General features: G+C 61.9%; 20 protein-coding genes. 13 read left to right on the plus strand and 7 right to left on the minus strand.

Annotated elements, in window-relative coordinates; translation table 11 throughout:
• The first annotated feature begins 145 nt into the window (after positions 1-145).
• Complete coding sequence (locus V7660_RS13770; protein ID WP_335603628.1) at positions 146-1,054, plus strand: LysR family transcriptional regulator; 909 nt, start codon at positions 146-148, stop codon at positions 1,052-1,054.
• Positions 1,055-1,407: 353 nt separating this feature from the next.
• Here V7660_RS13770 and V7660_RS13775 read toward each other — a convergent pair whose 3' ends face one another.
• Positions 1,408-1,872 (minus strand): Dps family protein, encoded by a 465-nt coding sequence (locus V7660_RS13775; RefSeq protein WP_335603629.1) that lies wholly within the window; start codon positions 1,870-1,872, stop codon positions 1,408-1,410.
• A gap of 103 nt (positions 1,873-1,975) precedes the next feature.
• Positions 1,976-3,187 carry a pyridoxal phosphate-dependent aminotransferase gene (locus V7660_RS13780; protein ID WP_335603630.1) on the minus strand — a complete coding sequence of 404 codons (1,212 nt, stop codon included), beginning with the start codon at positions 3,185-3,187 and terminating at the stop codon, positions 1,976-1,978.
• Positions 3,188-3,445: 258 nt separating this feature from the next.
• Between V7660_RS13780 and V7660_RS13785 the strand changes: the two genes are divergently transcribed.
• Both V7660_RS13785 and uvrC read left to right on the plus strand, forming a co-directional pair.
• Entirely contained in the window at positions 3,446-3,757 is a 312-nt protein-coding gene (locus V7660_RS13785) for a hypothetical protein (RefSeq protein ID WP_335603631.1), read from the plus strand.
• A 39-nt stretch (positions 3,758-3,796) separates the two neighbouring features.
• Positions 3,797-5,671 (plus strand): excinuclease ABC subunit UvrC, encoded by a 1,875-nt coding sequence (uvrC, locus tag V7660_RS13790; RefSeq protein ID WP_335603632.1) that lies wholly within the window; start codon positions 3,797-3,799, stop codon positions 5,669-5,671.
• Here the strand turns inward: uvrC and V7660_RS13795 are convergent.
• A complete protein-coding gene (locus tag V7660_RS13795) occupies positions 5,668-6,279 on the minus strand; it encodes a TetR/AcrR family transcriptional regulator (RefSeq protein ID WP_335603633.1) in 612 nt (203 codons plus the stop codon). The two genes, uvrC and V7660_RS13795, sit on opposite strands and share 4 nt — an antisense overlap.
• 112 nt (positions 6,280-6,391) lie before the next feature.
• Here V7660_RS13795 and V7660_RS13800 point away from each other — a divergent pair, with 112 nt between their 5' ends.
• Positions 6,392-7,714, plus strand: a complete 1,323-nt coding sequence (locus tag V7660_RS13800; protein ID WP_335603634.1) for an oxygenase MpaB family protein — start codon at positions 6,392-6,394, stop codon at positions 7,712-7,714.
• Positions 7,715-7,777: 63 nt separating this feature from the next.
• Here the strand turns inward: V7660_RS13800 and V7660_RS13805 are convergent, their stop codons facing one another.
• Complete coding sequence (locus V7660_RS13805; RefSeq protein ID WP_335603635.1) at positions 7,778-9,271, minus strand: M20 family peptidase; 1,494 nt, start codon at positions 9,269-9,271, stop codon at positions 7,778-7,780.
• Positions 9,272-9,391: 120 nt separating this feature from the next.
• Between V7660_RS13805 and V7660_RS13810 the strand changes: the two genes are divergently transcribed.
• Positions 9,392-10,762 carry an MFS transporter gene (locus V7660_RS13810; protein WP_335603636.1) on the plus strand — a complete coding sequence of 457 codons (1,371 nt, stop codon included), beginning with the start codon at positions 9,392-9,394 and terminating at the stop codon, positions 10,760-10,762.
• Between the two features lie 6 nt (positions 10,763-10,768).
• On the opposite strand, the gene V7660_RS13815 is transcribed toward V7660_RS13810, so the two are convergent.
• Both V7660_RS13815 and ubiG read right to left on the minus strand, forming a co-directional pair.
• Positions 10,769-11,380 (minus strand): DUF924 family protein, encoded by a 612-nt coding sequence (locus V7660_RS13815; protein WP_335603637.1) that lies wholly within the window; start codon positions 11,378-11,380, stop codon positions 10,769-10,771.
• Positions 11,377-12,153, minus strand: coding sequence for a bifunctional 2-polyprenyl-6-hydroxyphenol methylase/3-demethylubiquinol 3-O-methyltransferase UbiG (ubiG, locus tag V7660_RS13820; RefSeq protein WP_335603638.1), 777 nt, complete (start codon positions 12,151-12,153; stop codon positions 11,377-11,379). The genes V7660_RS13815 and ubiG overlap by 4 nt, the downstream gene beginning before the upstream one ends.
• 93 nt (positions 12,154-12,246) lie before the next feature.
• Here ubiG and V7660_RS13825 point away from each other — a divergent pair, with 93 nt between their 5' ends.
• The 6 genes from V7660_RS13825 (at position 12,247) to V7660_RS13850 (ending at position 19,222) form a co-directional block, all read left to right on the plus strand.
• Complete coding sequence (locus V7660_RS13825) at positions 12,247-13,494, plus strand: aspartate kinase (protein ID WP_335603639.1); 1,248 nt, start codon at positions 12,247-12,249, stop codon at positions 13,492-13,494.
• Positions 13,495-13,520: 26 nt separating this feature from the next.
• Entirely contained in the window at positions 13,521-15,785 is a 2,265-nt protein-coding gene (gene ptsP, locus V7660_RS13830; RefSeq protein ID WP_335603640.1) for a phosphoenolpyruvate--protein phosphotransferase, read from the plus strand.
• 93 nt (positions 15,786-15,878) lie between these two features.
• On the plus strand, positions 15,879-16,832 hold the full coding sequence (locus tag V7660_RS13835) for a helix-turn-helix domain-containing protein (protein WP_335603641.1): 954 nt from the start codon (positions 15,879-15,881) through the stop codon (positions 16,830-16,832).
• A gap of 65 nt (positions 16,833-16,897) precedes the next feature.
• Positions 16,898-18,031: a flavodoxin-dependent (E)-4-hydroxy-3-methylbut-2-enyl-diphosphate synthase gene (ispG, locus tag V7660_RS13840; RefSeq protein WP_335603642.1), complete on the plus strand. Its 1,134-nt coding sequence runs from the start codon at positions 16,898-16,900 to the stop codon at positions 18,029-18,031.
• 111 nt (positions 18,032-18,142) lie between these two features.
• The gene (locus tag V7660_RS13845) at positions 18,143-18,583 is read left to right on the plus strand and encodes a hypothetical protein (protein ID WP_335603643.1); all 441 of its coding nucleotides are present in this window, start codon (positions 18,143-18,145) and stop codon (positions 18,581-18,583) included.
• A gap of 30 nt (positions 18,584-18,613) precedes the next feature.
• Entirely contained in the window at positions 18,614-19,222 is a 609-nt protein-coding gene (locus V7660_RS13850) for a trimeric intracellular cation channel family protein (RefSeq protein WP_335603644.1), read from the plus strand.
• Here the strand turns inward: V7660_RS13850 and V7660_RS13855 are convergent.
• On the minus strand, positions 19,191-20,399 hold the full coding sequence (locus V7660_RS13855) for an acyltransferase family protein (RefSeq protein WP_335603645.1): 1,209 nt from the start codon (positions 20,397-20,399) through the stop codon (positions 19,191-19,193). The two genes, V7660_RS13850 and V7660_RS13855, sit on opposite strands and share 32 nt — an antisense overlap.
• Before the next feature lie 181 nt (positions 20,400-20,580).
• Between V7660_RS13855 and V7660_RS13860 the strand changes: the two genes are divergently transcribed.
• A complete protein-coding gene (locus V7660_RS13860) occupies positions 20,581-21,435 on the plus strand; it encodes a LytR/AlgR family response regulator transcription factor (RefSeq protein WP_335603646.1) in 855 nt (284 codons plus the stop codon).
• A gap of 73 nt (positions 21,436-21,508) precedes the next feature.
• Complete coding sequence (locus tag V7660_RS13865) at positions 21,509-22,813, plus strand: glucuronyl esterase domain-containing protein (protein ID WP_335603647.1); 1,305 nt, start codon at positions 21,509-21,511, stop codon at positions 22,811-22,813.
• The last annotated feature ends 43 nt before the right edge of the window (positions 22,814-22,856 follow it).

The raw sequence follows: 22,856 nt of genomic DNA on the forward strand, positions 1-22,856 counted from the left end.
AGTATGGGGGTAGGGTCTATCAGACGGATAGGGGAATCCATTTGGCGGGTATCGCTTTGCTCAACCCGCCCTACAGGTTGCGCCGCTGCCGCCTCCAGCATTCTCCGCTTGCCGTGGGGTCATTTAGGCGTCACAAACGATCCCCATGGATTGGGGTAAGCTGAAGTCTTTTCACGCGGCAGCGGAAGCTGGCAGCCTGACGTCTGCGGGCGAGCGGCTGGGCATTTCGCAGTCGGCGGTGTCGCGCCAGATCGCAGCGCTGGAGGAGGCGCTCGGCGTCTCCCTGTTCCAGCGGCATGCGCGCGGCCTGGTGCTGACCGATAGCGGCCACACCCTGTTCCGTTCGACCATGGAAATGGCGACGGCGGCGCAGTCGGCCAACACGCTGCTCAAGGACCAACAGGAGACCCCGCAGGGCGAATTGATCGTCGCCGCGCCGGTGGCCTTTGGCTCGACCTGGCTGGTGCCGCGGCTTGGCGGGTTTGCCCGCAAGCATCCGGACATGAATCTCGATCTGCGCCTCGATGACAGCCGGGAATATGATTTGCTGAAGCTGGAGGCCGAATGCGCCATCCGGTTGTGGGCCGCCGACAAGGCCGACCTGATCCAGCGCAAGCTGGGCACGGTAGCAACCAATCTCTATGCCTCACCGGAATACCTCAAGGCCTATGGCATGCCGCGCACACCGCAGGACCTCGATAATCACCGGATCATTGCCTATGGCGATGAAAGCTCGCTGCTCGACGTGATGAGCTTTGCTTGCCGGGTAGGGCGCGATGACAGCCCGCCGCGCCCGGCGGCCCTGAAGGTCAACAATGTGTTCGCCATGTTACGCGCGGTCGATGCCGGGTTGGGGATCGCGGACGTGCCGGATTACATGGCCGGGACGATGCCGCGCCTTGTAAAAGTGCTGCCGGAAACGGTCGGGCCGATCTTCGATCTCTATTTCATCTATCCGAGCGATCTGCGCCGCTCGAAGCGCGTGTCGGCCTTCCGGGATTTCATCACGGCTGAGACCGAAATCCTGCGCCGACCCGCTATGCGTCAGAATTAGTCAAAAATGCGACATCCATGCGTAAATGCATGAAAGCTCTGCTGTCTCGTTGGTTGTAATCAGCGTTGGAGAGGTTATCTACCACGCATGCCAAGGGCCTCGGGCATTAACCCAATCATTCCTCCGATTGGGCGTTTCCTCCCCCCTACGGGGCCCGATACTTTCAGCCCGGCGCGTTCAATCGCTGCCGGGCTTTTTTTTGCCTTGGAGTCAGGGCTCTGCTGGCCGCTTTTTTTCATTAACTGAATGCAAGATTGCCGCGCCTCATGGGGGCCGTCAAGCCCGCGAGACGCGGCAAGTGTTGTGCAGTGCAATATACAGGAAGTGCCGGCCCGAGCGCGGCGCTGCCCGGATCAGAGATTGGCGCGCAGCATCCAGGCGGTTTTCTCGGCAATCGCGGCACGCTGGGTCATCAGGTCGGCCGTCACGGCGTCGCTGTTATCCTCGGCAATTTTCAGCCCGGCCTTGGCGGCGCGGCTGACGGCTTCGTGGCCCTTGACGAGATTCTCGACCATAGTGTCGGCGTCCGGAATGCCATTGTCAGGCTTGATCGAGGCAGGCTCGACCATCTCCCCGGCAGAGGTGGGGGCGAAGTGACCAAGGGCGCGAATGCGCTCAGCGATCTCGTCGAGGGCCATCCACAGCTCATTGTACTGGGTTTCGAACATGGTGTGCAGGCTGTTGAAGCGCGGGCCGGTCACGTTCCAGTGGTAGCCATGTGTCTTGGAATAGAGCGCATAGGTTTCCGCCAGCAGCACACGCAGCGCGTCTGCGGAAGTGTTGCGGGCTTCATCGTTCAAACCGATATCAACGGGCATGGGTAACTCCTTTTTCTCTCTTATCAAGGATGTAAGAGCCGTCTTTGTTCCATTCAAATCAATAGGTGGAACACCGGATATAGGGTTACTCTATAGCAGGTTTCTATGACAGGTTTGCGCAGAAACGCTGGATCCGCGTGAGCGCTTCCTGAAGCGCTTCGGTCGAAGTGGCATAGGAAACGCGGAAGGCCGGGGACAGGCCGAAGGCTTCGCCGAAGACGATGGCGACCTTTTCCTGTTCCAGCAATTCGGCGGCGAAATCCTTGTCGGTCTCGATCACTTTTCCGGAGGGGCTGGTCTTGCCGATCACGCCCGCGCAGGACGGATAGACATAGAAGGCGCCTTCCGGCGTCGGGCAGGTGAGGCCCTCGGCGGCGTTGAGGCCAGCGACGACCATGTCGCGGCGCTTCTGATACGCGGCGCGGCGCTCGGGCAGGAAATCCTGTGTGCCGTTCAGCGCCTCGACGGCCGCCCACTGGCTGATCGAGCAGGGATTGGACGTGGTCTGGCTGATCACCTTGCGCATGGCGGTGATCAGTTTTTCCGGGCCGCCGGCATAGCCGATGCGCCAGCCGGTCATGGCATAGGCCTTGGAGACGCCGTTCACGGTGAGCGTGCGGTCAAACAGGGCCGGCTCGATCTGGGCGATCGTGAAGTATTCGAAATCGTCATAGACGAGGTGTTCGTACATGTCGTCGGTCATCACCCAGACCTGCGGATGGCGCAGCAGGACATCGGCGAGACCGCGCAGTTCGTCTTTGGTATAGGCCGCGCCGGTGGGGTTCGATGGCGAGTTCAGGAGCAGCCATTTGGTGTTCGGCGTGATCGCTGCTTCCAGCGCTTCGGGGGTCAGCTTGTATTTGGCATTCGGGCCGCATTCGACCGGCACCGGCGTGCCGCTGGCGAGCAGGACCATGTCCGGATAGGACACCCAATAGGGGGCCGGGATGATGACTTCGTCGCCGGGATTCAGCGTGGCGAGGAAGGCATTGTAGATGACCGGCTTGCCGCCCGGTGCGATGTGGATCTGGCTGGGTGTGTAGCTCAGGTCGTTTTCGCGCTGGAATTTGGCGCAGATCGCTTCCTTCAGTTCCGGGATGCCGTCGGCGGGCGTGTACTTGGTCTTGCCATCGCGGATCGCCTGGATGGCGGCTTCCTTGATATTGTCCGGCGTGTCGAAATCCGGCTCGCCTGCGCCGAGGCCAATCACGTCATGACCGGCCCGTTTCAGCTCATTGGCCTTGGTGGTGACGGCAATGGTGGCGGACGGCTTTACGCGGTCCAGGGCATCGGAGAAGCGGAAGGTGTCGGACATGAGGTTTTCCCGTGAAATGTCACGCGCGGCGGCGTTTGCCCTCGCTTAAGCCTGAGGGCCCCGGCCTGCAAGGGGAGGGCGAGGGTAATTCTGACGCATGCGCCCCGGCGGGCGGGCGGCAATTCTTACCGGTGCATTAAGCATGAGGGGGAAAGTCACTTGCCAGAATAGGCGGGATATTAGCCTCGTTTTGGCATGATGGCGGTTATTGAGAGCCAGTCGGAAGGCGTTCCCAGGACGGGATTGACGGACGGAGCCATGAGTAATTCATCAAGTATGGACCTGTTGAACCGGGTCCTGGATAAGATCGCTGAAGTGGCCAATGAGGCCTATTACGACTTCTCGCGCTGGGTGCATCGCCTGGACGACATGGAGAAGCTGTTCTTCATGGTCGTCTTCATTCTGATCCTGTTCATGCTGATCCTGGTGCGCGCCGGGCGCCGCAAGGTGAACCCTGCGCCGGGGCGATCTTTCGTCTCGTCGGTGGTGCTGGTGATGCTGTTCAGCTTCGCGGCAGGCTGGATGATGGATTCCCGCTTCGAGATGCAGGATGTGCTCAACTTCTTCTGAGGCTCGCATCTGCGGCCAAGCCAGACTATCTGTAGAGGTATGAACCCGACTGATTCCGGCGCGACCTCCCTTCGGGGCATTGACGTCATCAAGGACAATCTCAAACGGCTGCCTGCCAAGCCGGGCGTCTATCGCATGTTCGGCGAACATGACGACGTCCTGTATGTGGGCAAGGCGCGGGACCTGAAGGCGCGCGTATCGAACTATGCCCGCCTTGGCGGCCATACCCAGCGGATCGCCCGCATGATCTCGATGACGCGGCGGATGGAATTCGTCGTCACCGAGACCGAGACCGAGGCGCTTCTGCTGGAAGCGAGCCTGATCAAGAGTCTGAAGCCACGCTTCAACGTGCTGCTGCGCGACGACAAATCCTTTCCCTACATCCTGATCCGCCGCGACCATGAAGCGCCGCAGATCAAGAAGTATCGCGGCTCCAAGATGGATCAGGGCGACTATTTCGGCCCGTTCGCCAGCGCGGGTTCGGTGATGCGGACACTCGACACGTTGCAGAAGGCCTTCCTGCTGCGCACCTGTGAGGACAGTGTCTACAGCGTGAGGGCCCGGCCTTGCATGTTGCACCAGATCAAACGCTGCGCCGCGCCGTGCGTGGGCCTGATCTCGACCGAGGATTATCAGGCACTGGCCGACCAGGCTGCCGATTTCCTGCGCGGGAAGGGGGCCGACCTCCAGAAGCGCCTCGCCGCCGACATGGAAGCGGCGGCAGAAGATATGGAGTTTGAACGGGCTGCGCGCCTGCGCGACCGAATCCGGGCGCTGGCCCATGTCCGCGCCAGCCAGGATGTGAACCCGGAAGACATTGAAGAGGCAGACGTGTTCGCCATCGAGATGGATGGCGGGGTCTCCTGTGTGCAGGTCTTCTTCATCCGGGCGGGTCAGAACTGGGGCGCGACCGCGCACTATCCGCGCCATGAGCGCGAACAGACGCCGGAGGAGGTGCTGTCGGCCTTCCTCGTGCAATTCTATGACAAGCGCCCGCCGCCCAAGCTGATCCTCGTGAACCGGATACCGGACCAGGCCGAACTGATCGCTGAAGCGCTGGAGCTGAAGGCGGGCCGCAAGGTCGAAGTGCGCCGGCCGGAACGCGGCAGCAAGAAAGACCTCGTCACGCAGGCCGCCCGCAATGCCGGGGAAGCCCTGTCGCGCAAGCTGGCCGAGACAGCGAGCCAGGCACGCCTGCTGGCGGAAGTGGCGAAAGTGTTCGAGCTGGAGTCGCCGCCGGAACGGATCGAAATCTACGACAACTCCCATATCCAGGGATCGAACGCCGTAGGCGGAATGGTTGTCGCCGGGCCGGAAGGCTTCATGAAGAACGCCTATCGAAAGTTCAACATCAAGGACACGAGTATCGAGCCGGGTGATGATTACGGCATGATGCGCGAAGTGATGCGCCGCCGCTTTTCCCGCGCCTTGAAGGAACGGGAAGAGGGTAATGGCGCGAACTGGCCGGACCTTGTCCTGATTGATGGTGGTCTTGGCCAGTTGAATGCCGTGATCGAGGCCTTGGCAGGAATTGGTGTGACCCCGGAGGATGTGAACCTCGTCTCCATCGCCAAGGGCGTAGACCGGAATGCGGGCCGGGAACAATTCTTCCGGCCGGGCCGGGCGCCCTTCAAACTGCCGGAGACGGCGCCCGTGCTCTACTATCTTCAGCGTTTGCGGGACGAGGCCCACCGCTGGGCCATCGGCGGACACCGGGCCAAACGATCCGCCGCCATCAAGATGTCCCCACTCGACGAGATCGAAGGCGTCGGCCCCGCGCGCAAGAGGGCGCTGCTACACCATTTCGGATCGGCCAAGGGCGTGTCCCGCGCGAAGGTTGCGGATCTGATGGATGTGGAGGGCGTCAACGAAGCGCTCGCCGAACGCATCTGGGGTCATTTCAACAGCGGCTAGGCGCGCGCACGCTCGGCGCGTGTGTTGAGGTTTTCGATATAGCTCTCCAGCAGATGGACGAGTTCGTCTTCCAGCACATCCGGATTGAGCTGCAGCTCCGGTTCGCCGGCTGCGGCGCGCAGCAATTGCACGGCGGTGTGCGTCAGGATGAAGGCGGCCTCACGCCCATGAGGGAAGTTGAAACTTTGCTGTCCACTGACCGATTCCAGGAAGGCATAATGCTGGCGGCTCATTTCGTCGCTGCCGCCAGACCGAAACAGCGCATCGGACAGGATGAGCCGTGTCTGGGGAGACCCTTTCGGCCCATACATGAGCGCACGGATGATCGCGCGAACGCCGGAGGTTTCAGGCGCTTCCAGCACCAGCGCCGTGATCATCTTTCGCACATCATCGCTCTGGCGCTTGCTGAGTGCATAGAGGATCGCCTCCCGATCCGAGAAGTATTGGTATAGCGTGCCGATACTGACGCCAGCACGATCGGCAATGTGATTTGTGGTCAAGTCTGTGAGGCCATCCGATTCCAAAAGCTGAAACGTCGCTTCCAGTATAGCCTCCACCGTCGCCTGCGCGCGCGCCTGTCTTGGTTTTCTTCTTGTCTTTTCAGTCACTTGTGCGTTCCGATTTGCTTAACCATACGCATTTCCCGATGCGAGTGGAATATCTGAGCATTGCTTACATTATAGGGCGACGACTGCCAAGAACACTACAGGAGGCGTCTGGATGAATCCTTCGCTCGCGCAGGTACACGAACGAATTGCACTGCAAAAGTCAGCCTTGCCGGAGATGTACGGCAATATCGATTTTTCTCAGTCGCCGGAACGCTACACAGAATGTATCGAAGACAGCTCGCTGCCGGAATCCCTGCGCCAGATGCCGCCGCCCCCGGCGGATATGGTCGGACGGGTTAAGGCCTACACGATGCTGGGGGATGTGACCGCGGATGCCTATGCGGCGCTGATGGGGGAGTATGGCTTCAAGCGCCTCGTCGAGATGCTGACGACCGCCTGCGACACGGGGCTGGGCGCTGTGCCCGATGCGCCACCGGAACTGGTGGCGCTGATCGAGGAAATGGAAGCAAAGCCTGACTGGCTGGACATGGATCTTGTGCGCGAAGGGGCGCGCCTGAACCGGCTGCCGATGGCGATCACGTCTCCGTGGATGATCCGGGGCGCCTTTCTCGCGACCTTCCTGAACAAGTATACCGCGCTGCCGATGGCGATCACGGGGACGCTGGGCTATTCCACGTCAGCGCGGCGCGTCAACGAGACGGCGACCTTCTTCACCGTCACCACGCTGCCCGGCGCGCTGGAGCCGCACGGCGAGGGCTTCAAGGCCGCCGCCATGGTGCGCCTGATGCATTCCATGGTCCGGTTCAATATCCTGCGCAAAGTGAAGACCTGGGACGTCTCCGTGTACGGTATTCCGGTGCCTCAGGTGGACCAGATGCCCGCCGGCCTGATTGATGTCTTTCTGCTCGCTTACCAGATGCTGGGCGAAGGGCGGACCGAGTTCACCGCCGAGGAGCGGGCGCGTGTCGAGTTCAGCCGGTATCGGTGTTACTTGCTGGGCCTGCCGGAAGACCTGCTGATGGATACGCCACAAGGCATCATCGACATCATGAATGCACGCAGCGCGTCCATCCGGGAAGGCTTTGATGATGAAACCTGCGGCACGCTCGTGCGGGCAACACTGGAGGCCTATCTGCCGCCGGACCGGAAGCTTGGCCATCGCATCTTCAATGCGCTGGAAAAGCGTCTCGCGCGGCTGGTTCTGGTGAAGCATTTCCTTGGCGGCGACAGCCAGATTGCGCGTGAGATCGGCGTGCCGGTCGGTCCGCTGGACTATGCCGTCGCGATGGTCCTGTTTCCCTATATCTCGGCGAAGATGGCGCTGTATCGCTTCGCCCTGTCCGTGCCCGGACTACGGGGTCTGGCAGATCGCCGCCTGACCGCGCGCATCCGCCGCCTGCTCAAGCGCTACGGCCATGCCGAGTTTACAACAGATGCTGAAGCTTATCGTCCTGCAGTTCCCGTGACTGCATGACGGTGGGAGGGGAGTTTGATGCCCTCCGAGGGATCCCGGTGGGCGGAGGGCATCAAACGTTTTTTAATCCCCACTATCCATGGACAAGATGATCTGGGCGTAGCCTTCCGACAGGCGTTTCATGTTCTCGACTGCCAGGCGCTCATTGGTGCCGTGAAAGCCGGACAGGTCAGCCGGGCTGAGCACGGACGGCGCAAAGCGGTAGACGCTGTCGGTGATCGCGCTTGCATAGCGGGCATCCGTCGCGCCCAGCACGAGGCCGGGGGCAACCGGCACCCCGCCGCCCTGGGCATCCGCCACGCTGGCAAGCACGGCATAGGCCTTGTTGTCGGTGGGGGAGACGGGCGAAGCTTCGCTGCCGCTGATGCCGCCATCCGACAGGCTGACCTCAATGCCCTTGATGTCGGAAGTGACGTCTTTCACATGCGTGATCACGTCCTCCACCGTATTGTTCGGGTGCACACGGAAATTGACCGTCGCCATGGCGCGCTGCGCCAGGACGTTTTCCTTGGCAGACCCCGTCAGCATGGTCGGCGCTGTGGTCGTGCGGATCATGGCATTGCCAGCCGGAATGCCAGCCATCGCGGAATCCACACTGCCTTCGAATAGCCAGAGATTAGCAAAGGCCATTTTCTGCATGAAAGGCAGGTCGGGCGCGGAGACGCGGAAGAGGTCCGACACCGGAGGTTTGGAGAAATCGGCTGGCATCTGATTCTCATCAAGCGCGACAATGGCGCGCGCGAGGCGCACGGCGGCGGAGTCGCGTGGCGGCGTCGAGGAATGTCCGCCTTCGGCCAGAGCCGTCAGGGTCAGCGTGAGATAGCCTTTCTCCGAGACACCGATATAGGCCATCGGCTTTCCGGTGAGCGGGGACGGGTCGATGATCGCAAAGCCTTCGTCGAGGGCCATGGCCGGTTTGATGCCGCGGGCCTTGAGCAGGGCGATCCCGGCCTCTGCGCCATTGCCGAGCACTTCCTCATCATGGCCAAACATGAAGATGACAGTACGCTTCGGCTGGAAGCCATCTGCGGCGAGCGCGTCAGCCGCTTCCATCAGAGCCACGAGGCTGCCCTTGTCGTCCAGCGCGCCGCGGCCATAGACATAGCCATCGACAATGTCGCCAGCGAAGGGGGCGCCGGTCCAGTCGCTCTCTGTGCCGATATTCACGGGCACCACATCCTGATGCGCCATCAGGAGCAGCGGGTCGAGCGAGGTGTCAGAGCCTTCCCATGTGTAGAGCAGGGTCAGGGTGCCGGGCACGAGTTCGCGTGTCATGGCGGTATGCGCGGCCGGGTAGGTCGTTTCCAGCCAGTCATGCAGCTCCAGCCACGGGCCTTCCTGGCCGGGGCGGGGATCGCCGGAGGCGACGGTGATGGTACGGAACCGGATGGCTTCGCTGAGATGGCCTGCGGCGCTGTCTGCGGAGACGGCAGGGACGTCCGGCAACGCCACGCGTTCACCGGCCGAGGCACCGCCATAGGTAAACGTGCGGAACAGGATCACCCCTATCAACAGCACAATCAGGGCAATTGTGCCCAACAGGATTTTCTTCAGCATCGGTCCATTTCCTCCCGGCTCATCTTTTCTCCGGTGTCAGGCCCGACCGCCCCGACGTCAAGCGCTCAGGGGATAAAAAAATGACTTGGCCGTCACGTTTTTACCGGGCAGGCTGTGCACATGACTGACGCTCGTGGCCCGCGCCTGTCCCTACCGAGAGTACTCGCCTTTTCCTCGCTCAGCATACCGCTGGCGGGGGTCGGATTGCCGTTGGCGGTGTATCTTGCACCGCTCTACGCCAATGAAGTTGGCCTTGGACTGGAACTCACCGGCTTCCTGTTCATGGTCCTGAGGTTCTGGGATGTTCTGACCGACCCGATCATGGGGTATGTGGTCGACCGCTATCGCAGCCCGTGGGGCCGGGTACGGCACTGGATCGTGCTCAGCGTCCCGCTGCTGGGGCTTGCCACCTATTTCGTCTATATGCCGGAACGGGGCGCCGGGCCGGGCTATTTCGTCGTCTGGATGCTGCTTTTCTATGTCGGTTTCACCCTGTTGCAAACGGCGCGGTCGGCCTGGGTGCCGGCAATTGCCGTAGACTATGATGACCGGTCCCGCTTCTTCACCTGGGCGGAAGTGACCAGCATTGTCTCCATGTTGGCGTTGCTCGCGGTGCCGGCGATCCTGGCCATGTCTGGGGTCGAGGTCGATCGGTTCGGGCAGGTCGCTGTGATGGGCTGGGCCTTGCTGATCTCGCTGCCAATCGTTGCGTTTCTCTCCTGCGCCTTCGTGCCGGACAGGCAGATGCGGGGCGACCGCGGCAATGCCATGAAATTCGATTTCAAGGCCATCGTTGCGGCGCTGAAAAACCGGTATCTTGGTTCGGTGCTTCTGATGGAATTGCTGGTCGGGACGGCGATCGCGATTACCGCGTCGAACTATCTGTTCGTGGCGGAATATGCGTTCGGCCTGTCGGATTCGATGTCCAGCATTGTCTTGATGATCTTCTTTTCCACGGCGGTGGCCGCCCTGCCATTCTGGCTCAAATTCTCGGCCCGCACGGAGAAGCACACGGCGTTCCTGTGCGCGGTGCTCATGGGGATGTCGAGCTATGTGATCTATTATTTCGCAGCACGCAGCGGCGGCGGCTTCGGGCCGCTCTTGATTGGCGCGCTTGTCAATGGGGCAGCCTTCAGCGCGCCGGTGGTCATTGCGCGCTCCATGGCGGCGGATGTCGTGGAATACCAGGCCGCCAAGACGGGGGAGAACCGCGCCGGGATCTACTATTCCGTGCTGACCAGCGTCTACAAGGTGGGAAACAGTCTTGCTTTCGGGATCGGCTATTTCGTGCTGGGCCGGGTCGCAGGCTTCCGGCCGGGCGTGGAGAATTCTCCCGAAGCCATTCACGGCCTGATCATCGTGTTCTGCCTGTTGCCCATGATCCTCTATGGTCTCGCGGCAATTGTGGCGTCCCGCTATACGCTCACCCGGTCGATGCAGCTCGACATCAGCAAGAGCCTCGATCCGCGCGGACCCGAGATGCTGGATTAGTCCGGACTAGAAGCCGCCGCCTTCAGCCAGCCACGCAGCTTCCTCAATGGTCGTTTCGCGCCCAAGCGCCTTGTTGCGGTGTGGGAAGCGGCCGAAATCCTGGATCACTTTCAGGTGCTGTTCGGCATAGTCGAGCGTGCTCTTGGCAAACTCCTTGAATTCGGGGCGGGCGTCTTCGACCAGTTCGCGGAACAGGGCGACGCAGCGTGTCTGGTCTTCCAGCGATTCCGAATGTTCCAGCGGCAGGCAGAAGAAGACGCGTTCGGTCTCACTGAGCGCCTTGTGTCCGTTCAGGGCCAGACCATCCTTGCACATACGAAGGGCAAGCGAGTCCTGGCGGAACGCGCGCGCCTCGCCGCGAAACAGGTTGCGGCTGAACTGGTCGAGCACGATGATCGCCGCAAGTCGTCCGCGCGGGCCATCACTGGCCCAGTCATCGGAAAAGGGGAGGTGGGAGGCATCTTCCAGCAGGCCCAGAAAACGGGCCCGGATTTCGGCATCGGTCTCATCCGACTTCCCGAACCAGAGCTTGTGTTTTTCCTGCAACGAATCGGCCGAGTTGCGCGTGTCTCCGATCCAGTAATCGAGCACCTGTTCCGGCGTGGGCACTTTAGTCATTCAGCAGGCCTCCTGGCCACGATCATATAGTTTACCTTAGTGTCGCCAGAGAGCTTCCAGCTGTCCGCAAGCGGGTTGTAGGACACGCCTATGGCGGGCTCGGTGACGAGACCTGCGGCGGTCAGTCCGGCATCAGCCTCGTCGGGGGTTACGAATTTCGACCAGTCATGCGTGCCGCGCGGCAGCCAGCCGAGCACATATTCGGCGCCGATCACGGCGGTGGCCAGCGCCTTGGCCGTCCGGTTCAGCGTGGCGACGATCATCAGGCCGCCCGGCTTCACGAGGCCGCCCGTGTCTTTCAGGAATTGGTGCGGGTCGGCGACATGTTCGACGACTTCGAGGTTCAGCACGATGTCGAAGAGCGGCTCTCCGGCCTCGATGAGGCCTTCCGCCGTCCCGGCGCGATAGTCGATGTCGAGCCCTTGTTCGCGGGCATGGGTCAGGGCGGTCTTGATATTGGCTTCGGACGCATCGACGCCGGTCACCGAGGCGCCGAGCCGCGTCATGGGCTCGCAGACCAAGCCGCCGCCACAGCCAATATCCAGCAGGCGCAGGCCCTCCAGCGGACGCTTGGCGTCCGGCGCAATTCCGAAATGCTTCTCGGCCTGGTCGCGGATAAAGCGCAGGCGCAAGGGATTGAATTTGTGAAGCGGGCGGAACTTGCCGCGAGGATTCCACCAGTCTGCCGCCATCGCGGAAAACTTGGCGACCTCATCCGGATCGATGCTGGGCGTGGCGGGCGCGCCGCTGGAACCGTCAACTGTAACTGTCATAGCCAAAGAAACCTGTTTGATCCGGGCGTGAACACACCCTATGAGGGCGCATATAAGGGGAAATCCCTCGAAGACGACAGGATATGGGGCGAAATGGCGCGCACGGTTCTGAAATTTGGCGGCACATCCGTGGCCGACCTGGATCGCATTGCGAACGTGGCGGACATTGTAGCCGACCGCGCCGCAAAGGGCGAGCATATGGCTGTGGTCGTGTCGGCCATGTCGGGCGAGACCAACAAGCTGGTCGGCTATGCCGAAGGCGCGGCTGGCGACGGCCTGCCGCGCGAGCAATTCGACGATGAATATGACGTGGTGGTCGCTTCCGGTGAACAGGTGACGGCCGGCCTGCTGGCGCTGGCCTTGCGCCGCCGGGGCCTGAAGGCGCGGAGCTGGCTTGGCTGGCAGCTGCGCCTCAAGACCAATAAGAGCCATGGACGCGCGCGCATCATGGGCTTTGACGATTCCAAATTGCCGGACGCGATAGATGCGGGCGAGATTGCCGTGATCGCGGGCTTCCAGGGCGTGACGGATGACGAACGCGTCGCAACGCTCGGTCGGGGCGGCTCGGATACCAGCGCCGTGGCGGTGGCCGCCGCGCTCAATGCAACCGTGTGCGACATCTACACCGATGTCGATGGCGTCTATACGACCGATCCGCGGATCGTGCCCAAGGCGCAGCGGATCGAGAAAATCTCGTTCGAGGAGATGCTGGAACTGGCCTCTCTTGGTGCCAAGGTGCTGCAGACCCGGTCTGTCGAAATGGCGATGAATCACAATGTGCCCGTCCGGGTCCTGTCCAGCTTCCTGAAGCCGGGCGAGCCAAACCCCGGAACCATTGTCTGCTCAGAGGAAGAAATCGTGGAAAAACAGGTTGTCAGCGGCGTTGCCTATTCGCGGGATGAAGCCAAGGTCACGCTTTACGGAGTGCCGGACAAGCCGGGTATCTCCGCCAAGATCTTCTCGGCCCTCGCCCGGGCAGGGGTGAATGTGGACATGATCGTGCAGGCGCAGGCGCGCGGGCCTGAACAGGCCAACATGGTGTTCACCTGCACCGACCGTGACAGCCCGATTGCGCGCGACACGCTGGAAAGCATGCATGACGAAATCGGCTATGAGCGCCTCGAAGTTGTGCGCGACGTGTCAAAAATTTCCATCGTCGGTGTCGGAATGCGCAGTCATACGGGCGTCGCCGAGACAATGTTCAAGGCCTTGTACGAGAAGGGCATCAATATTGACGTGATCTCTACTTCCGAGATCAAGATTTCAGTGCTCATCGCAGATGCCTATACTGAGCTGGCCGTTCGGGCCCTCCATACGGCATTCGGCCTTGACGCTGCCTGATAGAGGCTGCGACATACGGGCTGACCATGCCTTATAATCTGCCCGCGACGCGCTTGCTGATGAACCGGCTCCGCCAGGTTATGGCGGAGGAAGGCGAAACACGATCTCGGCTCGACAAGGTCGTGCGGCTGATTGCGTCAACCATGGTCGCCGATGTCTGTTCCATCTATTTGAGGTTGCAGGACGGCGCGTTGCTCCTGATCGCCACGGAAGGCCTGAAGGCGGACGCCGTGGCGGCCACACGCCTCACCGTGAATGAGGGCCTAGTCGGCCTCGTGGCGCGCCGGGCCGAACCGATGGCCATCCAGGACGCCCCCCGGCACGCCTCCTTCTCCTACCGGCCAGAAACGGGCGAAGACCCGTTCCACGCTTTCCTCGGCGTGCCGATCCTGCGCGGCGGGCGCGTCATCGGCGTGCTCACGGTCCAGAACCGGACCGAGCGCGCCTATGATGACGAGGAAATCGACAATCTCCAGACCATTGCCATGGTGCTGGCCGAGATTGTCGACCGGATCGATCCGGATGCGCTGAACAATGGCGGCAACGAGAAACGCGAGCGCAATACGGCGTCGCTGACCGGCCGCGTCTTCTGTGAGGGGCTCGGTTATGGCCGCGCCGTACTGCATGACCCGGTCGTGCCAGCCGCCAAATTCTTCGCCGCCGATCAGGTGACGGAGAGCCATCGCCTGTCCGATGGCATGGCGGAGCTGAAAGCCTCCATCGACCGGATGATGGCGCTGGATGGCGCGGCGCTTGGCGAAGATCCGCGCGATGTGATGGAAACCTACCGCCTGCTGGCGCATGACCCGTCCTGGGCCGAGAAACTGCAGGAGGGTGTGAGGTCGGGCCTGTCTGCCGAAGCCTCGGTCGACCGGGCCCGCCGCGAACACCGCGCGCGCTTGCAAAACGCCCGCGACCCTTATCTGCGTGAGCGGCTGCACGACCTTGAAGACCTCGACAACCGTCTGCTCCGCATTCTCGGCGGGGAAGAGGGCAAGCCCCAGATCAGCGAAGAGCGCAGCGTGCTGGTCGCGCGGCGGCTCGGCCCGGCAGAGCTGCTGGAATATTCCAATACGGGCCTGCGGGCGATTCTGATGGAGGAGGCAGCCGCCTCGTCTCATGCCGCGATCGTGGCACGCGCATTGGGCATCCCCGCATTGGGCGGAATTCCTGGCCTCACCACCCGCATTGACCAGGGCGACTGGGTCATCGTCGATGCCGAGGAAGGCACGCTGCACATCCGGCCGGATGACACTCTGTACGATGCGTACAAGGGCCGCGTTTCGCTGCGCTCGGAGCGTCAGGCGGCTTATGAAGCGCTGAAGGATCTGCCCGCGCGCACCACGGACGGGACCGATGTCTCGCTGATGCTGAATGCCGGGCTCGATCTCGACATGGAGATGATGAAGCAGGCTGGTGCCGACGGCGTGGGCCTGTTCCGCACCGAATTCCAGTTCCTCGTCTCCGAATCCCTGCCCAAGCTGAATGACCAGATCGACCTCTACAAGCGTGTGCTCGACAAGGCGGACGGCAAGCCGGTCGTATTCCGTACCGTGGATCTCGGCGGCGACAAGGTGTTGCCCGCGCTGAACCTGCAACGGGAAGAGAACCCGGCGCTTGGCTGGCGGTCGATCCGCTTCGCGCTGGACCATAAGGGTCTGTTCCGCCGGCAATTGCGCGCGCTGGTGCGCGCCGCCGGGGATCGCCCCCTGACCATCATGTTCCCGATGGTGACCGTGGTGTCCGAATTTGAGGAAGCCCGCGACCTGTTGCTGGCCGAAGTCGAATGGTCGGCCCAACGCACCGGGCGCAGGCCGTCCCGGGTGGAAGTCGGGGTCATGCTGGAAACCCCGGCGCTGGCCTATGGCCTGCCGGAACTGGCCGGGAAGGCGGAATTCCTGTCGGTCGGCACCAATGATCTGATGCAATTCTTCTTCGCCGCCGACCGCATGACGCCGCATGTGTCGGATCGCTACGATCTGGTGTCACCCAGCGCCTTGCGCTTTCTGAAAGAGGTGTCGGATTCCTGCAGGACCTACGGAATCCGGATGTCGGCCTGCGGCGAGGCAACCGGGTCAACCCTGTCCGCGCTCTGTTTCGTGGCACTGGGATTCACGGCGCTCTCGATGTCGGCGGGCTCTATTGGTCCGGTCAAGCAGATGATAAGATCCTTGAATCTGCAGGCCTTCAGGCCGGACTTTCTGGCCGCCCTGAACGCGCCAGAGCAGGATTTCCGTAACCAAGTATTAGCCTTGGCGGCCGATCATGGGATTGAGCTCTCTGATGGTTAATATGGACTGGCCCATATAATAACCACATTCATGGACCAGAAATTGCGCTGCAGGGAGGGGAACCCCTTTGCTGTATCTATAAGCTGGAAGAATATGACACACGACGACCTGACCCCTGAGCAAGATCGCGACGATGCGAGCCTGATGGCCTCGCAGGACGCTCCTGCGTATGCGTCGGAGACGGTCTCTGTTGATGCGGACATGACCCCGCGCGAGCGTGCCATGGAAATCTTCCGGACTCGCGAATTTGAAGGCGAAGCGCTGCGCATGGGCCAGGTCCTGCGCCGCGTTCGTGAGGCTTTGGGCCTTGAAATTGCAGATATTTCCCGCGCGACGCTGATGCGCAAGGACTACCTCATGTGGATCGAGCGCATGGAAGTCGGTGAACTTCCACGCGGCGGCTATCTGACCGCGATCCTCAACACCTACGCCAAGCATCTGCAGCTGCCGGAAAAGGATGTCATCCGGATCTACAGCCAGGAATGTGGCGCGCTGGAAGAAGTGCACAATGATGCGCCGGTGCCCAAGATTGGCGGGATTGCGCCGGAGAAGTCCAAATGGCCGCTGGCTCTTGCAGCAGCAGCCGTACTGGTTGCCCTGGGCGCTGGCGCGCTCGGCGTGTCGCAATTGGTGCGCCCGAATGTCGAACTGTCGCCGGAACCCGGCGTGGTCGCCGTGAATGGCGCCCGCGACAGCTTGTTTGCGGACACGGCGAAATCGGATCGCCCCGTTCCCAAGAATTTGCCGCTTGAACTGGCCGCTGTGCGGCAGGGCTGGCTGGAAGTGCGCGGCGCAGACGGCACGATCTTCCGCAGCCGTGTCATGGCCGCCGGCGAGAGCTATTTCCCACGCCTGCAGGCCGGCTGGACCGTGTCCGCCCGTGATGGCGGTGCATTTGAATGGCGCGTTGGCGATGTGACCGTGGGGCCGCTCGGCCCTGAGGGGGCTGCGGTCTTCTCCGTCAGCATTGATGACCAGATCGGCCGCGCCGCAGATGCCGCCACCCCGGCCATGGCTGCCAATGGTGGCAACAAGGCCACCCGCTAGGCTTGCCATCCGTCGCCGGACCCGCCATGTGAACCGGGACACTCACCGGACAGGACACCGCGCCCATGTCGCACAATCCAATCCGTCCCTGGCGCAATATCGAGCGCCGCAAATCTCGCCAGATTCGCGTCGGTAACGTGCTGGTCGGCGGAGATGCACCGATTGCCGTGCAGACCATGACCAACACGCCGACCGAAGATGCGGCGGCCACGATCGCCCAGATCGAGCGCGCAGCCGAGGCTGGGGCGGACATTGTTCGCGTGTCCTGCCCAACGGAAGAATCCACCGCGGCGATGCATGAAATTTGCCGGGCGAGCCCCGTGCCAATCGTTGCGGACATTCATTTCCATTATAAGCGCGGCATCGAGGCCGCCGATGCCGGGGCGGCCTGCCTGCGCATCAATCCGGGCAATATCGGGTCCGAAGCACGGGTCAGGGAAGTCGTCGCGGCGGCGCGCGCCAATGGCTGTTCGATCCGGATTGGCGTCAATGGCGGCTCGCTGGAGCGTCACCTGCTGGAAAAATATGGCGAGCCCTGCCCGGATGCGATGGTCGAGTCCGCTCTGGACCATGCCCGCATCCTCGATGACCTCGGCTTCCACGACTACAAGATCTCGGTGAAAGCCTCGGACATGTTCCTGACCGTGGCGGCCTACCAGCAACTGGCCGAAGCCACGGACGCGCCATTGCATCTCGGCATCACTGAAGCCGGCGGCCTGCGCACCGGCACGGTCAAATCCTCCATCGGCATGGGCGCTTTGCTCTGGGCGGGCATTGGCGACACGATCCGCGTCTCCCTGTCGGCCGATCCTGTAGAAGAGGTGAAGGTCGGCTTCGAGATGCTGAAATCGCTCGGCCTGCGGACGCGCGGCGTCAACATCGTGGCGTGCCCGAGTTGCGCGCGGCAGGGATTTGACGTCATCAAGACCGTCGAACTGCTCGAACAGCGCCTCGCGCACATTTCCGAACCGATCAGCCTGTCCATCATTGGCTGTGTCGTGAACGGACCGGGCGAGGCGGCGCTGACCGATCTCGGCTTTACCGGCGGTGGCAAGGAAAGCGGCAAGATGTTTGTCTCCGGCCGGGCTGACCATAATGTCTCCAATGCCGAAATGGTCGATCACATTGTCGGTCTGGTCGAACAGAAGGCTGAAGTCCTTCGTCGTGAACGCGAGGCGTCAGAAGTCGCGGCCGAGTAGTCCCAAAAATACGTATTTTTTCAATTTGTTGACCTGTGTTCATCTTCACCGGGTTACATTCCCGCAATGTTTCTATCCTGAAGAGGGGCAGTGCGGACAATGAAGGTGGTCATGTCGGCTATAATCGTGGCTACGGGGGTGGCCGTATCCGGGTGCACGTCTGCAGACCTGGCCGCGTTTTCAGAGGGTCTTGCGGAAGCCTCCTACGACCTGCAGGCAAATTCCTCTGCCCCCTACGGATCGCCTGGGGTCCCAATCTATGCGCCGAACTATTACGGCGGAGCGCCTTCCTATGCTGCAGGTACTTGGGTCGGGTATGGCGAATGCCGGAGCACGGGGAGCTTCTATCAGTGCGATACGAGCGGCGATGGATATGCCGATATGTATGGCGATACGGCGGATGGTTCGATGGCCTCTTCAAGCCTGCGCATAAACGGGCGAGGGGAAGCCTTCACCTGGGGCAGTGATTGTGCCTGCTGGGAGCGCAACCGGGCTTATGATGGCCCGCGGTCGGATGGCGACTCCCACCATCATGGGCATCGCGACCATTGATCCGGCTGGCAAAGCCGATTTAATCGCTCAATGACTCCAGACTTGCTTCTCCTGTTTGCCGACCGGATCGGTGTGTTCGTGTTTGCGATCTCCGGCGGCATTGTCGCCGTGCGCAAGCAGATGGACATGTTCGGCGTGATCGTACTTGCCTTCCTGCCTGCGATTGGCGGCGGTACGCTGCGCGACCTGATCCTGTCCCAGCCGGTCTTCTGGCTGGAGGACACGCAGACCTTGGGCCTTGCGGTGGCTGGGGGCTTTACCGCGTTCTTCTTTCATCGCTGGCTGGAGAATTTCCGGCCCCTGCGCTGGGCCGATGCGTTCGGCATGGCGCTGTTTGCGGTGACCGGCGCGGCGAAGGCCATGTCGCTTGGCTTTGGCTGGCCGGTCGTGCTGATCATGGGCACGATGACGGCGAGCGCGGGCGGCCTGCTGCGCGATGTCGTGGCGAATGAAGAGCCGCTGCTGCTCAAGAAGGACATCTATGCGACGGCCGCCCTGATGGGGTCGCTCGTCTATTTCCTCCTCAAGCTGAGCGCCGTCGAGGAGACCTTTGCCTTTGGGGGCGGCCTCCTCGCAGCCTTCATGATCCGCGCGCTGGCGATCGTTTTCAAACTGTCGCTGCCGCGCTCGCCTTTCTAGATACGGGCGACGCGCTGGCGGGTTTCAGCCCGAACAGGGGCCGCAGGAAGCCGACGCGGCGAATGACCAATTCGTGCAACAGGGCGCAGCCGGCAAATGTGCCGCCGATGACGAGCGGCGCTTCGATACTTACGGGGAGTTCCTGCCGGGTCAGCCAGAAGCCAAGCATGACGGTCAGCGTCTGGTGCAGGATGTACCAGGGAAAGATGGCCTCGGTCATGTAGGTCAGCGCGCGGCTGGGCCGGTTGAGGTAGCGTTCGGCAAGGCCGAGCAGGGCCGCGATGGTGATCCAGGCATAGGCGAGGCGCGCGATGCGGGCTGGCCAGATGATCCAGTCCCAGTCTCCGCCCTCGCTGAGCATTTCCCAGTTTGCCCAGATGACCGACAGGCCTGCGCCGAGGCCGACCATCAGACCGACCGCAAAGGGCAGGACGCGGCGGATTGCGCTCCAGAAATGGATATCCTTGGCCAGCAGGAAACCAATCATCAGCATGGTCAGGCTGTGGGCGTGATTGGCCCAGTCCCAGGTGAGGTCGTGGGTGGTTTCAAAGTAGGGATCGAGGGTAATGCGGTACAGGATGTGCGGCAGTACGGGCAGGATAAGCGCCGCGGCTGGCCCCCATTTTCCGCCAAACAGGCGCTTTGTGATCTGCGCACCTGTGCCGCCCATGAAGCGTGCGATCCGGCCAGCAAACGGTGCCAGCATCAGCGTGTAGACGAGCAGGTACACAATGTACCAGAGATGGTTCCAGGTGGGGGTTGTGATCGAAAAATCCGACCCGAAATCAAGGTATTGAGGCCAGAAGGCTAAGAAGTTGCCTGAAAACTCCCCGGATTCGACCAGCTGCAGCCAGCTTTGCGGCGCGACCACGACTGCCATGCCGAACAGGATGGGCAGGCCCAGACGTACGGCGCGTTCCCGGGCCAGTTTCGAGCCGCCCAGCTTGTCGGCTGCAAAGCGCAGGGCCACACCGGAGATGAAGAAGAGCAGCGCGAGCCGCCACGGGTTCAGCAACATCATGGCCCATTCGGCCTCGGGCCCCGCATGGACGCTTTTCACGTGCCAGCCCCATGTCACGTAGAACATACCGGAATGGTAGAGAATGAGCAGGCCGAAGGCGATGATGCGCAGCCAGTCGAGATCGTATCGGCGCGGGAAGGCGGGGGCGTTGGGCATGGGAATCTCCTGAAGGTTTGACCCCAGCCTCTCGCGCGCCTGTTGTCAGGTCATGCGGATTGGGATGTCCGGTGGATGCGGGGGATGAATGACCCGCCAGAGGGGTGGACGGCGGTATTCAGGGACGAAATCCTGAGATTTCTGTTCCGGACTTGGCCGGGCTTGTGGCAGGAAGCGAGGCATGGAGACACGCGCCGCCCATCCGGAAATCGAAGCCGACCGCCGCGCGGACCGGAAGACATGGTTCTATTTCGGCTGTTTCCTGTTTGCGTCTTTCCTGGTGGAATCCCTTTCGGACCAGCATTTGCTGAATCGGATCGGGGATCCGTATCCAAACCTGCCCTGGCTGAGCCAGGCGACCTCGCATGGCGTGATCCTGGCATTGACGCCCTTTATCACTTTCATGCTCAGCCGGTTCCCTCTCTCGGCGGGGCAGTGGCGCACCAATCTGCTGGTGCATGCAGCGGCGACAATACTGTTCTCAGTCGCACATATCCTGGCCATGGTGGCATTGAGGAAACTGCTCACGCCGATTGTCTTCGGCATTCCGTATGATTTCGGGCTCTCGAATGTTTCGATCTGGCTCTACGAATACCGCAAGGATGTGCTGAGCTATTCGCTGATCGCCGCGATCTTCTGGATGAACCGACTGGTCGAGCAACGCGCACTTGATTCCAGGGTGGCGCAACGCGACGCAACCGATTTGCACCGGCTGACACTGAAATCCGGCGGGCGCTCCTATTTCGTGACGGCCTCCGATATCGTCTGGGCCAAGGCGGCGGGCAATTATGTGGAAGTGGTCACCCTGGGCAAAACCTATCTGGCGCGCCTGACATTGACAGAGTTGTCACGTCTGCTGGATGCGGCTGGCGGGCGGCATGTGCGGGTGCATCGCTCGCACATCGTCAATCTCGACCGGGTGAGCGAGATTCTCCCGACCGGCGAAGGGGATGTGACCCTGCGGCTGGACACGGGCGACGAGGTGCCGGGCTCGCGGCGGTATCGCGCCCAGTTCGAGTCTGAACGGGCAGCCTGACCACTTTTCCGTGAGGGGGTAGGCGGCCGAAGAAATGCCGCTAGGGTGCCGCTTATTCCTGTTGGAGACGCTCATGCTTCACATGTTCCGCGCCATTGTCTGGTTTCTCGTCCGCTTGCCACTACTGTTGCTGATCTTCGTGATGGCGCTGGTGATGAGCAGCTGCACCATGCTCGGGCTCAACTATGCGAGCCTTGAAACCGCGAACAAGGCGGCCCCGCAGCCCGCCCTCAATGTCGCCGCGATCATGAGCGAACCAACCTACCGAACAGGCCTGATGCAGAGCTTCGAGGAGGTGCTTTACGGGCCCTGGCCAGAGGGCATGCCGGTCAGTTGGGGTGAGCCCCGGCTAGTGGAGGCCAATCTGCTGGACGGCAAGGGCCGGTTGGAGGAGATACCTGTCACGATCGGCATGGGCGAGGGCGCGAGCCAGTTCTGGCTGGCCGTCGCGATTCCGGCCGGCGAGGGGCCTTTCCCGCTCGTGATCAGCCAGACCTTTTCCAGCAATTGCGCCGCCTTCCCCGGCTATCCGGTCACCTCGACTGCGGGAACACCGTGCGAGGGCAGCGAGATGGACGGCACATTCGGCTATCTCGCGACCCAGATTTTCGGCACCTATATCGCCAAGGTGCCGCTCGAACGCTTCATGGATGCGGGCATCGCCTATGCCACTTTCTATGGCTCCGATTTCGTGCCCGACCGCCGCAATGAAGCCCCAGACGTGATGGAGCACCTTGGCGGCCCGATCAATCCGACCAGTACGCTGATGGCGTGGGCCTATGGCTATTCAGCCGCCATGGATGCGCTGGAAGGCCGGGACGCGATTGATTCCGGGGCAATGATCCTGTTCGGACATTCGCGCTTCGGCAAGGCGGCATTGATTACAGGAGCCTGGGACCGGCGCGCCGATGCCGTGATCGCCCATCAGGCCGGGTTTGCGGGGGCCTCCCTGTCACGTTCGGAAACGGGCGAGGGGCTCAAGCGCATGGCGGAATCCTATCCTCATTGGCTGGCACCGCAGACCCAGGACTGGCTGAACCGGCTGGACGAATTGCCGGTGGACCAGCACCAATTGCTCGCGCTGCTTGCCCCGACGCCGGTCCTGCTGGGTAATGGCCGCCGGGACGTCTGGTCCGATCCGAATTCTTCCTTTCGCGCCGCCCTGTCAGCCTCCGACGCCTATGTGGCGTCGGGCGAAGAGGGCTTGCCCGCAGGCGGCATGAAGCAGGAATTCGACCCCGGCGCCGGCATCGCATGGTGGCTCCGGCCGGGCGGGCACAGCATCGTATCTGAGGATATCGAGACGTTCATTGCCTTCATTGATGCGCAATTTCCAGGTGCGGCGCGCAAGCAAGGTGCTGTTCATGCAGCAGAATAGCGCATAAGCTCCATACAGAACAAAAAAGCTGTGGGAGGCCCAA

Origin of the sequence: Hyphomonas sp. (assembly GCF_036964145.1) — a bacterium.
GTDB lineage: Bacteria > Pseudomonadota > Alphaproteobacteria > Caulobacterales > Hyphomonadaceae > Hyphomonas.

Coding starts and splice junctions, on each gene's coding strand:
- V7660_RS13770 (WP_335603628.1), top strand. CDS start 146: ATGGATTGGGGTAAGCTGAAGTCTTTTCACGCGGCAGCGGAAGCTGGC.
- V7660_RS13775 (WP_335603629.1), bottom strand. CDS start 1,872: ATGCCCGTTGATATCGGTTTGAACGATGAAGCCCGCAACACTTCCGCA.
- V7660_RS13780 (WP_335603630.1), bottom strand. CDS start 3,187: ATGTCCGACACCTTCCGCTTCTCCGATGCCCTGGACCGCGTAAAGCCG.
- V7660_RS13785 (WP_335603631.1), top strand. CDS start 3,446: ATGAGTAATTCATCAAGTATGGACCTGTTGAACCGGGTCCTGGATAAG.
- uvrC (WP_335603632.1), top strand. CDS start 3,797: ATGAACCCGACTGATTCCGGCGCGACCTCCCTTCGGGGCATTGACGTC.
- V7660_RS13800 (WP_335603634.1), top strand. CDS start 6,392: ATGAATCCTTCGCTCGCGCAGGTACACGAACGAATTGCACTGCAAAAG.
- V7660_RS13805 (WP_335603635.1), bottom strand. CDS start 9,271: ATGCTGAAGAAAATCCTGTTGGGCACAATTGCCCTGATTGTGCTGTTG.
- V7660_RS13810 (WP_335603636.1), top strand. CDS start 9,392: ATGACTGACGCTCGTGGCCCGCGCCTGTCCCTACCGAGAGTACTCGCC.
- V7660_RS13815 (WP_335603637.1), bottom strand. CDS start 11,380: ATGACTAAAGTGCCCACGCCGGAACAGGTGCTCGATTACTGGATCGGA.
- ubiG (WP_335603638.1), bottom strand. CDS start 12,153: ATGACAGTTACAGTTGACGGTTCCAGCGGCGCGCCCGCCACGCCCAGC.
- V7660_RS13825 (WP_335603639.1), top strand. CDS start 12,247: ATGGCGCGCACGGTTCTGAAATTTGGCGGCACATCCGTGGCCGACCTG.
- ptsP (WP_335603640.1), top strand. CDS start 13,521: ATGCCTTATAATCTGCCCGCGACGCGCTTGCTGATGAACCGGCTCCGC.
- V7660_RS13835 (WP_335603641.1), top strand. CDS start 15,879: ATGACACACGACGACCTGACCCCTGAGCAAGATCGCGACGATGCGAGC.
- ispG (WP_335603642.1), top strand. CDS start 16,898: ATGTCGCACAATCCAATCCGTCCCTGGCGCAATATCGAGCGCCGCAAA.
- V7660_RS13845 (WP_335603643.1), top strand. CDS start 18,143: ATGTCGGCTATAATCGTGGCTACGGGGGTGGCCGTATCCGGGTGCACG.
- V7660_RS13850 (WP_335603644.1), top strand. CDS start 18,614: ATGACTCCAGACTTGCTTCTCCTGTTTGCCGACCGGATCGGTGTGTTC.
- V7660_RS13855 (WP_335603645.1), bottom strand. CDS start 20,399: ATGCCCAACGCCCCCGCCTTCCCGCGCCGATACGATCTCGACTGGCTG.
- V7660_RS13860 (WP_335603646.1), top strand. CDS start 20,581: ATGGAGACACGCGCCGCCCATCCGGAAATCGAAGCCGACCGCCGCGCG.
- V7660_RS13865 (WP_335603647.1), top strand. CDS start 21,509: ATGCTTCACATGTTCCGCGCCATTGTCTGGTTTCTCGTCCGCTTGCCA.